The following is a 12,626-nucleotide window of genomic DNA, read 5'->3' as shown; positions in this document are numbered from 1 at the left end:
CCACGGTCCCCCAGTCCCCCGGCCCTCATGGCGAACCACGGAGAAAGACTCATGCTGAACATCGCGGACACACTGCACCGCTGGTGCCGCGAGGCACGCCCCTTCGCCCTGGCCACCGTCGTCGACGTCACCGGCAGCGCACCCCTGCCCGTCGGTACGTCGGTCGCGGTGGACGAGGACGGCACCGCGGTCGGCAGCATCTCCGGCGGCTGCGTCGAGGGCGCCGTCTACGAACTGTGCCGACAGGTCCTCCACGACCAGGGTCCACCCCAGCGCGCCCGGTTCGGCTACTCCGACGACGACGCCTTCGCCGTCGGCCTGACCTGCGGCGGCGAACTCGACGTCCTCGTCCGGCGCATCGACCCCGCCGCGGATCCCCATCTCGCCACCGCCCTGGACGACATCGTCCACGACAGGCCCACCGCCGTGGCGCAGGTGGTCGACGGCCCCCACGACCTGGTGGGCCGCATGCTCTGCGTCCTTGCCGACGGCACCGCCTCCTACGGAACCCTGGACGGAGGACCGACGGACCGCGCGGTGACCGCACAGGCGGGCGCCCTGCTCCGGTCCGGACGTACCGCCCGCGTCGAACTGGGCTCAGACGCCGACACCTGCCCGGACCGGCTGTCCGTCCTCGTCCACGTGGCCGCGTCCCGCCCCCGCATGCTGATCTTCGGCGCCGTCGACTTCGCCGCCGCGCTCAGCCGGGCCGGGGCCTTCCTGGGCTACCGGGTCACCGTGTGCGACGCCCGGCCCGTCTTCGCCACGGCGGCCCGTTTCCCGGACGCGGACGAGGTCGTGGTCGACTGGCCCCACCGCTACCTGGAGCACACGGCCGTGGACACCCGTACCGCCGTCTGCGTCCTCACCCACGACGCCAAGTTCGACATTCCCCTGCTGCGGCTGGCCCTCGATCTGCCCGTCGGTTACGTCGGTGCCATGGGATCGCGCCGCACTCACGATCAGCGTCTTTGCCTCCTGCGCGAGGCGGGCCTGTCCGACGAACACATCGCCCGCCTGCACTCCCCGATCGGCCTCGACCTCGGAGCTCACACGCCTGAGGAGACGGCCGTCTCCATCGCAGCGGAGATCATTGCCTCCGCCAACCTCGGCAGCGGCCTGCCCCTCTCCCGGGGAACAGGCCCGATCCACCGTCCGATGCCCGCCCCACCCACCCCAGCCGATGGCCGGCCCGGACGCGAAGAGGCAGCCGCACGCGCCGGGGCGGGACACGGCACGGGCTCCCGGGTGATCAACGGCTCGCCCCAGGCCGGCGACGCGACCCGTACGGTGGTCGAGGCGACGGTCGCCGAGCTGGGCCACGTGCCGGCCCCGGCAGCCGGAGCGCTCGCCGGGGACCGGACGGACGGAGCCGTGGACGGCGTCCCCGAAGCCCAGCCCCGCGCCCTCGCGGAGCCGTGACCGCTGTACGCGCCTGACCTGTGGACCTTCCCCTCCACAGGTGCGCAAGAAGAAGTTCCGTGCCACCAAGACTCCGCCCCGGCCACGGGGCCCCATCCTTGGGAGAATGGCTGACATGACTGGCAGCGCAGCCCACCATGAGCTGGGCGAATTCCTGAGAACCCGGCGCGCCGAGCTGACCCCCCGATCCGTCGGGCTGCCCGACTCGGGAGCGCCGCGTCGGGTACCCGGTCTGCGCCGGGAGGAAGTGGCCCTGCTGGCCGCGATCAGTACGGACTACTACACCCGGCTGGAACAGGGACGCATCGACGTGTCCGAGCCCGTGCTGGCGTCCCTCGCCCGCGTGCTGAAGCTCGATGACGACCAGCGGGAGTACGCCTTCCAGCTGGCGGGCAAGGAGACCGGCCGCCTGCGCCGGCCCGAGGTGCAGGTCGTCAACCCGCAACTGCAGCGACTGCTCGACGACCTCGGCTCCATCCCGGCCATGGTCCTCGGGCGCCAGATGGACGTCCTGGCGTGGAACGAGATGGGCGCCGCCCTGGTCGGGGACTTCGGGCGGATCCCGGAGAAGGACCGCAACTACGCGAAGATGATCTTCTCCGACCGTATGAGGGGGCTCTACGCCGACTGGGAGGGCGCGGCCCTGCTCGCCGTTGCCCAGCTGCGCATGGAGGTGGCCCGCGACCCCGGCTCCCCGACGCTCGTCGCGCTGGTCGAGGAGTTGTCGGAGCGGGACGCGGACTTCCGGCGGTGGTGGTCAGAGCACCATGTGGCGGCCCGACGGATCGGCGCCAAGACGCTGAACCATCCGGTCGTCGGCGAACTCACCGTCGAATGGGACACCCTCACCTGCAGCACCGACCCCGATCAGCATCTGACCATCTGGACCGCCCCACCCGGCACGCCCACGCAGGAACGGCTGCGCCTCCTCGCGGCCTGGGTGGCTGACGGCCACTCGCTCGCCCCCGGCGCGGCGAGCTGACGACGGCGTCACGTACGGGCGACGACGGGACCTCGGCGGCGCTACGGAACCCACGACGAACCGCCTGCCTACGCTGCTTCAGCCAGAACGTCACTGAGCGACATAGCCGCCGTCGACGGGAAGGGCGACGCCGACCACGAAGCTCGCCCCCGGACTGCACAGCCACAGAACCGCCGCGGCGATCTCGTCCGCACGGCCGAGCCTGCCGATCGGCTGGGCCGCCGCGGCCTCGGACCGGTCGAGTTCACCCTTCGCTTCCATGGCGGCGACCATGGGTGTGTCGATGGTGCCGGGGCAGACCGTGTTGATCCGGATGCCGCGTGGGGCGTATTCGAGGGCGGCGCTGCCGGTGAGGCCGATCACTCCGTGCTTGGAGGAGTGGTAGGAGGCCCGGCCCGGAAGGCCCACGAGGCCGCCGAGCGAGGAACAGTTGACGATGGCGCCGCCGCCCTGGGCGCGCATGTGCCGCAGCTCGTGCTTCATGCAGGCCCAGACGCCACGCAGGTTGACGGCCGTGACCCGGTCGAAGACCTCGCCAGGCTCGTCGGCGGCGTCACTCGGCGGGATCTGTATGCCCGCGTTGTTGAACGCCATGTCCAGGCGGCCGAAGGTCTCGACCGTCTTGTCGACCATGGCGGCGACCTGGTCCTCGCTGCTCACGTCGCAGGTGATACCGAGGGCTCGGTGACCGGCGGACGTCAGGCTGTCCGTGGCCTTGCGAAGAGCCTCCTCGTCGAGGTCCGCGAGCGCCACGGCCGCACCTGCCTCCGCGAAGGCCTGCGCAGTTGCCAGCCCCATTCCGGAGCCGGCGCCTGTGACGAGAGCGACCTTGTCGCTGAAGTCGTAGGTGGGGTTCATGGTTCTCCTCTTGTCGTTGCTGCCGGGACGGCACGAAGCCGGGCTCGCCCGATCGGCGGCTGACGTGCCCCGCTTCCTGTCGCTCCTGGCGGGCACGTGATGGCCATGGGCGGCGGGTCACACCCCGGCGCGGGAGCCGCTCTCCTCCATGGCGGTACTGCTCGCCGTGCTCTGCTGCACGACGCGAGACGTCGCCGACCCGGTCGTGCGCTGTACCGCGAGGGCGATCAGCGGTACGAGGGTGATGATCAGCGGCCGTGACATCGAGACTGACATGTCGCGGCTGACGCAAAAAGGGGAGGGTTTCTTCCTGGGGAGAACCATCCTGGGAGGAAACTCTCCCCCCAGGGCGCGACCGCACCACGCTATGAGGAACTGCACGAGAGCGACGCGCAGAGGAGCGTGCTCCAGGAAAACCTCAAGCCTGGGCAGGCGAGACTGGGGGGTACTGACAGGGCTTCCCACCTGCGGTGGCCTCGCCGTTAGCTTCGACGACATGACCAGAACCAGTTCCTCCGTACCCAGGCCGCCGCGTCGAGCGCGTCGGGGTTTGGTGCTCTCGCTGGCCATGACCTTCGTGTTCGTCGTGACAGCCTGCGGCAGCGGTTCGGAAGGGACGGCTTCGACAGCTTCACAGAGCGCCGCGCCCGCGAGTTCTTCGTCGTCCGGGTCGTCCGGGTCGTCCGGGTCGTCCGGGTCGTCCGGCGAGTCGGCCTCCGCTGCGGACTCCCCCTCGCCGAACCCGGACCAGTCGTCGAGCGACGGGACGCCGATCCGCGTCACCATGGGCGGCACGGTGCTCACGGGCCGGCTCCTGGACAACGCCACCGCTCGGGACCTGATCGAAAAGCTCCCGGTCACCGTGGAGTTCAGCGACCACCTGAACATGGAGAAGACGGGGGCGCTGCCCGAGGAGCTTTCCACGGAGGGCATGCCCGAGGGAGAGGACCCTCGCCCGCGGGACATCGGCTACTACGCTCCGGGGGGCGACCTCGTCTTCTACTACGGCGACGTGGGCTACCACGACGGCATCCTGAGGATTGGTCAGTTCGACGGAGACATGGACGCGATCGCCGACCAGGAGGACGGCTTCACCGCGAGGGTCGAGCTGGCCGACTGACCGTCGGTTGTCGGTGGCTCAGGTACTCACGGCCTCTGCGTTACTCGTGGTGGAGGTCTCCCCGGTCCCGGCGGCCCACCTGCTCAGATGAGCCAGCTTGACGGCCGTCGACGTATCCGATCCGGCGCTGTAGACGATGATCGAGAGTCCATGGTCGGCCTGCACATCAAGGGTCTCGAAGGCAAGGGTGAGGTCTCCCACGACCGGATGATGCAACTCCTGCAATCCGGTGTGGTGCGCACGTACCTCGTGGTGAGCCCACACGTCACGGAAGACCGGGCTCCTTGCCCGGAGCTCGTCGATCAGAGCGGTGAGCGCCGGATCGAGCGGGGTGCGTCCCGCTTCGGCGCGGAGGGCCGCCGCCGTGACGCGGCAGGCGAGGTCCCAGTCGGGGTGGAACGCCTGGGCACGGTGATCCAGGAAAACGAAGCGAGCCAGGTTCGGCGGCTGGTCGGCGCTGTCGAACGGCGTGACGTACAGAGCTCTCCCGAGCCCGTTCGCCGCGATCAGGTCCTGCCGTGCGTTCTGTGCGACAGCTGGGACGTGCAGCGCGTCAAGGACCCGCTGCACCGATGCCCGGACACGGCGAGCGGGCGCGGCCCGGCGCGGAGCGGGTGCCGTGTGGCCGCGCGCGAGATCGAACAGATGGTCTCGCTCGGCGGCCGTGAGTCGCAGAGCACGAGCGAGCGCGTCGAGCACGCTGTCCGACGCGCCCCGGATCCTTCCGCGTTCGAGACGCGTGTAGTAATCGACGCTGATGCCTGCCAGGAACGCGACCTCTTCGCGGCGCAGACCGGGAACCCGGCGTTCTCCTCCGAGAGCGGTCAGTCCGACCTGTTCGGGCGTGATCCTCGCACGCCTCGTGGTGAGGAAGCCGCGAACCTCGTCCTGCCTGGTCATCGGTTTCGCCTTTCGCCGGCGGATCGGCCTGTGCTTCGGTTCATGTGTCTGCCGCGTCGCCCATGGGCCATGGGCCGCTGCTTCCAACGCTGCTTCCAACGAGGAGGGGGATAGTGGCCGACGACGCCCAAGCTGACATTTGCCTCTCTTCCTTGTAAGGGGAGAATTCCTTCCTGGGAGCGGATGATCCAGGGAGAAAACTCTCTCCCTCAGCCGTCCTGGGACAGCAGCACCGATCACTCACCTGTCTGCCGGCTGGCGGCCCTGCGCGTGTCTGGCGCAGACCCCGCCCTCGCCGGACGGCAGTCAGGCAAACGACCTCTGGGCCGCAGCGGCCGCCCGCGGATGCCGCTCCCCTTCCTTCCTCTTCCTTCCTCCGGCGGACGCCCATACTCTGACGCTCCGTCAGATAGTTCGCCAGAGTCAGGGAGGCCTCGGCATGTCACTGCTCACGGACAGGACCGTGATCGTCTCGGGAGTCGGCGCCGGGCTCGGGCACCAGGTCGCGGCGGCCGTCGTACGGGACGGGGGCAACGCCGTGCTCGGGGCGCGTACGGAGGCGAATCTTGCCAAGGCCGCGGCGGAGATCGACCCCGACGGCACGCACACCGCCCACCGCCCGACCGACATCACCGACGAGGAGCAGTGCGAGGCGCTCGCCGCGCTCGCGGCCGAGCGCTTCGGGCGACTCGACGCCGTCGTCCATGTGGCCGCCTGGGACAGCTACTTCGGCGGCCTGGAGGACGCGGACTTCGCCACCTGGCAGTCCGTCATCGACGTGAACCTGCTCGGCACGCTGCGGATGACCCGCGCCTGTCTGCCCGCCCTGAAGGCGAACGGCGGGTCGGTCGTCTTCATCGGTACGCAGTCGTCGGTGGCCGCCCCCACCCAGGTGCGGCAGATGGCGTACGCGGCCTCGAAGGGCGCGCTGACGAGCGCGATGTACTCCCTGGCAAGGGAGTTGGGCCCGCATCGCATACGGGTCAACACCGTGCTGCCGGGCTGGATGTGGGGGCCGCCGGTCGAGGCGTACGTCCAGTTCTCGGCGCATACGGAGGGCGTACCGGAGGCAGAAGTACGGGAACGCCTCACGAGTCGCATGGCTCTGCCGGAGCTGGCCACCGACGGGGACGTGGCGGATGCCGCCGTGTTCCTGGCGTCCGACCGGGCTCGGGCCATCACCGGGCAGTCCTTGCTGGTGAACGCGGGTGAGTTGATGCGTTAGGCCGCGTGACCGGCCTCCGTACGGCTGGTCATGGATGTGAACCTAGGTCATCAAGCAGAACATTTTTGCTTCCTCTTGACCTGCCGAGCAGTTGTCGCCGCATGCCCGTCGAACCCACGATGAGCGGGCACTTCGCGGCCGCTTTGGCCTGCGCCGGTGAAGTGCCGTGCACGTCACTGCAGTTCAGCGCAGTTCACAAGGCGGATCGCGGGAGGGTGCATATGAACGGTCTCGACTGGACCGTGCTGATCGGCTACTTCGGTGTGATGGTCGCGATCGGCGTCTGGTCCCACAAGCGCGTCGACAACGTCAGCGACTTCTTCACCGCCGGCGGCAAGATGCCGTGGTGGCTGTCCGGCATCTCGCACCACATGTCCGGCTACAGCGCGGTGATGTTCACGGGCTACGCGGCCATCGCCTATACGTACGGCGTCACTTCCTACGTCACCTGGTCCTTCCCCATCGCCATCGGTATCGCGATCGGCGCGAAGCTCTTCGCGCCCCGGCTCAACCGCGTGCGCTCACGGCTGCACGTGTCCTCCCCGCTGGAGTATCTGAAGAACCGTTACAACCTGCCCACCCAGCAGGCCCTCGCCTGGTCCGGCGTACTGCTGAAGATCGTGGACGTGGGCGCCAAGTGGGCGGCGATCGCGACCCTGTTGTCGGTGTTCACCGGGGTCTCGCTCAACATGGGCATCCTGATCACCGGTGCCGTCACCGCCGTGTACTGCACGGTGGGCGGTCTGTGGGCGGACGCGCTGACCGAACTCGGGCAGTTCATCATCCAGTTCGTCGCCGGTATCGCGATGCTGATCGCCGTCATGGTCGAGCTGAGCGGCTTCAGCACGCTGTGGAGCGTGTGGGACGAGCCCGCACTGGACGGGCACACCAAGCCGCTGGCCGGTCCGTACATGATGGTCTTCCTGATCGCGTACCTCTTCATCAAGACCTTCGAGTACAACGGCGGCATGTGGAACCAGGCCCAGCGCTACATGGCCACGGACTCCGCGAAGTCCGCGACGCGCTCGGCCTCTCTGTCCGCCGTGCTCTGGCTGCTCTGGCCGCTGGTGCTGTTCTTCCCGATGTGGGTGGCGCCGCTGATCATCCAGACGGACGTGCCGGCCGATTCGTACGCGCTGATGGCTGAACAGCTGCTGCCGCACGGCCTGTTGGGCCTGGTCATCGTGGGCTTCTTCTCGCACACGATGGCAATGTGTTCGTCGGACGCCAACGCGATCGCCGCCGTCGTCACGCGCGACATCATGCCCGCGGTCTCGCGGAAGGTGCGCCAGTGGGACACCCGGACCGGGCTGCTGGCCGCGCGCTGGGCCACGCTGCTGTTCCTCGGTCTGTCGATGGCCATCGCGACGCAGGTCAACTCCGACTTCTTCGGCGATATCATCACGGTCGTCATCAAGTGGGTCGCCGGTCTGATGGGCCCGATCGCGATCCCGTTGATGCTCGGCCTGCTGCCCTGGTTCCGCAAGAGCGGTCCGACGGCCGCGCTGATCAGCTGGGGTGTCGGACTGGTGACGTTCTGGCTGGTCAACTACCCGATCCACTGGAACGTCGACGGCGGCGTCCCGCTCCAGTACCAGGTCTCGGTCCCGCTCGCCGTCTCGCTCGTCCTCTACATCCTCATCGGGTACGTGAAGCCGGAGGACACCCCGGAGCGGGACGCGATCATCGCGAAGATCAACAACGATGACGACGGTTCGGGTGCGGCGGCTGCGGCGATCCCGACTCCGGCGGGGGCGGCGGACGGTGTGGTGGGGGCGCCGGTCAAGGACTGAGCTGCGCATACGTACGACCGTGAGGGTGGCCACTCCTCGACGAGCGGCCACCCTCCGTACTGACTGGACGTCAACTCCTCGGCTCGTCACCGATCTTGTCGACGACTCCGACGTCGAGCAGAGCCTCCTTCTCCGAGCCCAGGTAGTCGAGGGTCTTCTTGCCGAAGACCCACACGTGGCGCTTGTCGCGCTCCTTGAAGCTCAGGCCGATGCCGGGGCGGCCGGCCTGGTCCTTGGCGTTCTCGACCACCGAGACGCCCGGGATCTTCGCCGCGGCGCGGTAGAGGGCGGCGCCCACCTCGGGGAGGAGCGTCGCTTCGTCGAGCATGTCGCCGATCGCCTCCAGTGCCGCGGCGTAGTGGGTCGGGCCCTGCCCCTTCGTGTCGGCGTAGATCTTCTCGAGCAGCACGCCGGGTTCGGTGGGCAGCGCCTCCAGCTCGCGGTACGTGGTGACGTTCGGGTCGGGGGACAGTGTCATGTCCCTCGTGCCCCTGGCGAACGCGTTCAACGGGTCCCGCGGCTTGGGCAGCGGGCCATTCAGCACCGTCATCCGGCTGAGTCCCTGGCGTTTGCCGTCGACGGCGGTCCAGCGCGAGTCGCGGTATTTGCGGTGGATCCGGATGTCCTCCTCCAGGAGCCGGGTGTCCATGGCGCCCTGCGTGCGGATGTAGACGTACTGGTCGTCGCGGACCAGCACGGACTCCTTTGCGGCGGCGACCGTGGCGATGCGGTTCAGGAGGTCGACGGCCTCCTGGTCGGTGGTGGGGGGCTCAGATACGCCGGTCCCGATGACGACCGCGGCGGCCACGGCGGTCGCCGTGGCGAGGGGTACGGCGACCAGGGCGAACCGGCGGCGGGGAGACGGCTTCCGGGGCACGGGGGCCGTCACGGTGTCTCGGTTTTCCTGGTTGCCGTGGACTTCCGGAGTGGCCTGGGTGAGCTCTCGCATCAGATGGTCCTTCAGCAGGTCGTGGCGGTCGCTCGTCAGGACCGGGTCGCCCGGGCTCGGCAGCAGCCTGGCCAGTTCTTCGCGCTCTTCGGGGTTCATCGGTGCTTCTCCTGTGTCGACCGGGCCGCTTCGGGGCGGCCACCCGGTACCTGTCCGGTGCGGGACTGGGGTCTCGCTTCTTCCGGCGGCCGGACGGCGGGCGCGCCCCGGGCCAGCTCCTCCTCCGCCAGGCGACGCAGGCGCACGCGGGCGCGGGAGAGCCGCGACCGTACGGTGCTGGCCGGCACTCCGAGGGCCTCGCCGGCGGCCGCGTAACTCAGGCCCGACCAGACGCACAGCGCGAACACCTCGCGCTCGGGTCTGCGGAGCCGACCGAGCGCGGTGCGGGCGGCGACGAGCCGTTCGGTGTCCTCCATGCGGCCGACGAGCTCGTCGGCGAAGTCGGGCACGGTGTCCTGGTCCGCCGGGCGGCCGTGGAGGCGGCCGAGCGCGGCGCGGTGCCGACGGGCGGCTCGGTAGGTGTTGCGCAGGACGTTGGTGGCGATGCCGTAGAGCCAGGGCCGCAGGCCGTCGCCCTGGGGCACCTCGGGCAACTCGGCGTCCGGGGCCCCCTCTTCAGGGGCCTCGGGTCTCAGCTTCTCCCGCAGCCGCCACGCCTCCAGAAAGGTCAGGGACACCACGTCCTCCGCGGCGCCCCGGTCTCCGGTCAGCCGGGCGGCATGGCTGTACACGGCGCGGGCATGGGCGCCGAACAGCTCGGCGAAGGCCTCGGGGTCACCGGCCCGTATCCGGGCACGTAGGGAAAGTTCCACAACCAGCCCTGTCCGCTCGGCACTTCGCATCTCTGTGGCGTCAGTCACAGGTGCGTCGCATCAGCGTACGGAGACTGAGAGTTCAGGCCCGCGGATACCGCGCCAGCCACCCCGGCGACGAGCCGCCCGGCCCGTGCAGCGCGGGTCCCTGGGTCATCTCCATCGCGAAGTCGTCGGCGAGGACGAGCATCGTGGGGCGGCCCTCCAGTTCGGCGAGCCAGGCCGGCGGGAGGGCCGTCTCGCCGTGCAGGGCGCCGAGGAGGGCGCCGGTGAGCGCTCCGGCGGCGCCCGACGGGCCGCCGTGGTTCACCGAGAGGCACAGCCCGTGCCGGGTGTCCTCGCCGACCAGCGCGCAGTACACGGCGACCGACAGCAGCCCCTCGGCCGTGCCCTCCCCGGCCAGCTCGTCGATCCGGGCCGGCGTGGGCATGCCCTGCCGTACGGCACCCAGCGCGTACTGCAGGGCGTCGGTCACCGGCTGCTGCCCTGGCCAGTCGGCGAGCACCTGGAGCGAGCGCTGCACGGCGGCGTCGAGGCTCTCGCCGCGGGCGAGTCCGTGCACGATCAGGGCGTACGCGCCTGCCGACAGGTAGGCGGTGGGGTGGCCGTGGGTCTGGGCCGCGCACTCGACGGCGAGCTGCATCACCAGCTGCGGCTCCCAGCCGACGAGCAGCCCGAAGGGCGCGGAACGGGCCGCGGCCTCGGGGCCCGTCTCCTTCTGGTTCTTGGGTGCGTCCAGGGTGCCCATCATGTCGTCGGCGAGGCCGACCAGACAGGCGCGGGCGGGGTCGCGGCGTGCGTACAGCCACTCCTCGCGGGCCAGCCAGCCGTCCTCCTTGCGGCGCTCGTCGGGACCCCAGTCGTGCTGCGTGGCGGCCCATCTGAGGTACGCGCGGTGCAGATCGGTCGGCGGGTGCCAGGCGCCCGTGTCCCGGCGGACCTGGGCGCGGATGAGCCCGTCGAGGCTGAAGAGGGTGAGCTGGGTCAGATGCGTGACGGTGCCGCGTCTGCCGTAGCCGAAGGGCAGGTCGATGACTCCCTCCGCGCCGTACGCCTCGCGGATCTCCTCCATCGAGAGCTCCCCGACCGGCGAGCCCAGCGCATCACCGAGGGCCGCGCCCAGCAGTGTGCCCCGCACCCGACTGCGGAAGTCCTGCTGCTCGACACGCCCCCAGACGGCACCGGACGTCGCACCCACCGAGGCCTCCTCCGATCCCGTTCCGCACGGCTGCCGTCCCGTACGGCCGACAGCTCAGCACTGTAATCGAACGGGAACAGTCGGTTGAGGGCCGGAACGGTTTGCGAATTCTGGGCGGGAACGTGCGGTGGTGCGAGGTGCGCGCACTCAGGCGAGAAGACGGCGGAACGGGGAATAGACAAGAATCCAACACCCTTGTCCCTCAAGGGACTTGATACACCTTGACCCAACACAGGGGGCTTTCATGGGGACTTCAGGGGGACTTTCATGACGAAGACCGGAAGCGGGCGGGCACTCCCCGTAACGGCGGCCCTGCTCACAGGCACGGTCGCCCTCTACATGGCGCTGGTGGCGTTCGGCAACATCACCGACTACGGCACGAACCAGCAGTTCGTACGCCACGTCCTGGCCATGGACACCACCTTCAAGGACGACGACCTGATGTGGCGCGCGATCGAGTCCCGCACGCTCCAGGACATCGCCTACGTCGCCATCATCGCCTGGGAGACCCTGGCCGCCCTCGTCCTCATCACCGCCACGGCCCTCTACGCCACGGGCCTGCGCCACACGGACCTGACCAGGGCCCGCCGCGCGAGCACCGCCGGCCTGCTCATGACGATGCTCCTCTTCGGCGCCGGCTTCATCGCCATCGGCGGCGAGTGGTTCTCCATGTGGCAGTCGGAGGACTGGAACGGCCTGGACGCGGCTCTCCGGGTCTTCGTACTGAGCGGGGTGGTGCTGCTGGTGGTGCATCTGCCGGGGGCGGCGGGGAGTGCGACGGGGGGCGGTGACGACGGCTAGTCGACCACCGAAACCGTCGTCCCCGTCGTGCCGAAATCCCAGACGGCGTCCCCGTCGGCCACGCGGACGCGGATGCCACCCGTCTTGACTCCCGGTGCGGGCGGCGGCGATGAGCCGTCCTCGGCGTTGGAGAAGGCGATCGAGACGCCGGAGCGGGTGGAGAAGTAGACGACGTTCTCGATCGGCACCCCGTCGTAGCCCGTCGCGGAGGCATTGCGGAATGTGACCGTGTACGTGCCGGGCAGTGGGCTCACCGAGCCCGGCCACACCGTGAACGTACGGCGGGCGTCCTTGCCGGAGTCGACCAGCCACACCCGCCGCTGGCCGAGGGAGTAGACGATGCGCCGCCCCGTGTCCGAGCTGTCCGGTACCGCCACCGGTGCGGACGGGCTGGGCGAGGCGGAAGGGCTCGCGGAGGCCGTCGGCTTCGGCTGGGCCGCCTGTTCGGCGCGTACGGCCAGGGCGACGACCACCACGACGGCGCCGAGGGTCAGCGCGGTGACCCAGGCCCACGGGGACAGCCGTCGTCGGGGCAGCCTTCGTCGGGTGGACACGGACACGCACCT

General features: G+C 69.8%; 12 protein-coding genes and 1 pseudogene. 6 read left to right on the top strand and 7 right to left on the bottom strand.

Translation table 11 applies throughout. The features are described 5' to 3' along the window. Positions 1-51: 51 nt before the first annotated feature. Both ACYVO6_RS23395 and ACYVO6_RS23390 read left to right on the top strand, forming a co-directional pair. Positions 52-1,182 (top strand): annotated as a pseudogene (locus ACYVO6_RS23395) (XdhC family protein); the annotation flags it as partial. Between the two features lie 355 nt (positions 1,183-1,537). Next, positions 1,538-2,404: a helix-turn-helix transcriptional regulator gene (locus tag ACYVO6_RS23390; protein ID WP_461064148.1), complete on the top strand. Its 867-nt coding sequence runs from the start codon at positions 1,538-1,540 to the stop codon at positions 2,402-2,404. Between the two features lie 90 nt (positions 2,405-2,494). On the opposite strand, the gene ACYVO6_RS23385 is transcribed toward ACYVO6_RS23390, so the two are convergent. Continuing rightward, complete coding sequence (locus ACYVO6_RS23385) at positions 2,495-3,262, bottom strand: glucose 1-dehydrogenase (protein WP_461064146.1); 768 nt, start codon at positions 3,260-3,262, stop codon at positions 2,495-2,497. 117 nt (positions 3,263-3,379) lie between these two features. Beyond that, positions 3,380-4,066 (bottom strand): hypothetical protein, encoded by a 687-nt coding sequence (locus ACYVO6_RS23380; RefSeq protein WP_461064144.1) that lies wholly within the window; start codon positions 4,064-4,066, stop codon positions 3,380-3,382. Between ACYVO6_RS23380 and ACYVO6_RS23375 the strand changes: the two genes are divergently transcribed. Then, a complete protein-coding gene (locus ACYVO6_RS23375) occupies positions 4,047-4,382 on the top strand; it encodes a cyclophilin-like fold protein (protein ID WP_461064142.1) in 336 nt (111 codons plus the stop codon). The genes ACYVO6_RS23380 and ACYVO6_RS23375 overlap by 20 nt on opposite strands. A gap of 18 nt (positions 4,383-4,400) precedes the next feature. Here ACYVO6_RS23375 and ACYVO6_RS23370 read toward each other — a convergent pair whose 3' ends face one another. Beyond that, positions 4,401-5,282 carry a helix-turn-helix domain-containing protein gene (locus tag ACYVO6_RS23370; RefSeq protein ID WP_461064140.1) on the bottom strand — a complete coding sequence of 294 codons (882 nt, stop codon included), beginning with the start codon at positions 5,280-5,282 and terminating at the stop codon, positions 4,401-4,403. A 439-nt stretch (positions 5,283-5,721) separates the two neighbouring features. Between ACYVO6_RS23370 and ACYVO6_RS23365 the strand changes: the two genes are divergently transcribed. Further along, positions 5,722-6,507 (top strand): SDR family oxidoreductase, encoded by a 786-nt coding sequence (locus ACYVO6_RS23365; RefSeq protein ID WP_461064138.1) that lies wholly within the window; start codon positions 5,722-5,724, stop codon positions 6,505-6,507. A gap of 221 nt (positions 6,508-6,728) precedes the next feature. Continuing rightward, positions 6,729-8,300, top strand: coding sequence for a sodium:solute symporter family protein (locus tag ACYVO6_RS23360; RefSeq protein ID WP_461064136.1), 1,572 nt, complete (start codon positions 6,729-6,731; stop codon positions 8,298-8,300). A gap of 70 nt (positions 8,301-8,370) precedes the next feature. On the opposite strand, the gene ACYVO6_RS23355 is transcribed toward ACYVO6_RS23360, so the two are convergent. From ACYVO6_RS23355 to ACYVO6_RS23345, 3 genes are all read right to left on the bottom strand, one after another. Further along, positions 8,371-9,348, bottom strand: coding sequence for a CU044_5270 family protein (locus ACYVO6_RS23355; protein ID WP_461064134.1), 978 nt, complete (start codon positions 9,346-9,348; stop codon positions 8,371-8,373). Further along, positions 9,345-10,061 (bottom strand): RNA polymerase sigma factor, encoded by a 717-nt coding sequence (locus tag ACYVO6_RS23350; protein ID WP_461064132.1) that lies wholly within the window; start codon positions 10,059-10,061, stop codon positions 9,345-9,347. The genes ACYVO6_RS23355 and ACYVO6_RS23350 overlap by 4 nt, the downstream gene beginning before the upstream one ends. 82 nt (positions 10,062-10,143) lie before the next feature. After that, positions 10,144-11,259 (bottom strand): ADP-ribosylglycohydrolase family protein, encoded by a 1,116-nt coding sequence (locus ACYVO6_RS23345; RefSeq protein ID WP_461064130.1) that lies wholly within the window; start codon positions 11,257-11,259, stop codon positions 10,144-10,146. A 267-nt stretch (positions 11,260-11,526) separates the two neighbouring features. On the opposite strand from ACYVO6_RS23345, the gene ACYVO6_RS23340 reads away from it, so the two are divergent. Next, positions 11,527-12,060, top strand: a complete 534-nt coding sequence (locus ACYVO6_RS23340; RefSeq protein ID WP_461064128.1) for a DUF2165 domain-containing protein — start codon at positions 11,527-11,529, stop codon at positions 12,058-12,060. Here ACYVO6_RS23340 and ACYVO6_RS23335 read toward each other — a convergent pair. Next, positions 12,057-12,614: a hypothetical protein gene (locus ACYVO6_RS23335; protein WP_461064126.1), complete on the bottom strand. Its 558-nt coding sequence runs from the start codon at positions 12,612-12,614 to the stop codon at positions 12,057-12,059. The genes ACYVO6_RS23340 and ACYVO6_RS23335 overlap by 4 nt on opposite strands. Positions 12,615-12,626: the final 12 nt, after the last annotated feature.

This window comes from Streptomyces pseudoechinosporeus (assembly GCF_054783935.1).
This window is presented reverse-complemented; position numbering and strand designations above follow the sequence as displayed.

Bases quoted from the DNA above. Each gene is read 5' to 3' on its own strand.
- ACYVO6_RS23390 (WP_461064148.1), top strand. From the start codon at position 1,538: ATGACTGGCAGCGCAGCCCACCATGAGCTGGGCGAATTCCTGAGAACC.
- ACYVO6_RS23385 (WP_461064146.1), bottom strand. From the start codon at position 3,262: ATGAACCCCACCTACGACTTCAGCGACAAGGTCGCTCTCGTCACAGGC.
- ACYVO6_RS23375 (WP_461064142.1), top strand. From the start codon at position 4,047: ATGGGCGGCACGGTGCTCACGGGCCGGCTCCTGGACAACGCCACCGCT.
- ACYVO6_RS23370 (WP_461064140.1), bottom strand. From the start codon at position 5,282: ATGACCAGGCAGGACGAGGTTCGCGGCTTCCTCACCACGAGGCGTGCG.
- ACYVO6_RS23365 (WP_461064138.1), top strand. From the start codon at position 5,722: ATGTCACTGCTCACGGACAGGACCGTGATCGTCTCGGGAGTCGGCGCC.
- ACYVO6_RS23360 (WP_461064136.1), top strand. From the start codon at position 6,729: ATGAACGGTCTCGACTGGACCGTGCTGATCGGCTACTTCGGTGTGATG.
- ACYVO6_RS23355 (WP_461064134.1), bottom strand. From the start codon at position 9,348: ATGAACCCCGAAGAGCGCGAAGAACTGGCCAGGCTGCTGCCGAGCCCG.
- ACYVO6_RS23340 (WP_461064128.1), top strand. From the start codon at position 11,527: ATGACGAAGACCGGAAGCGGGCGGGCACTCCCCGTAACGGCGGCCCTG.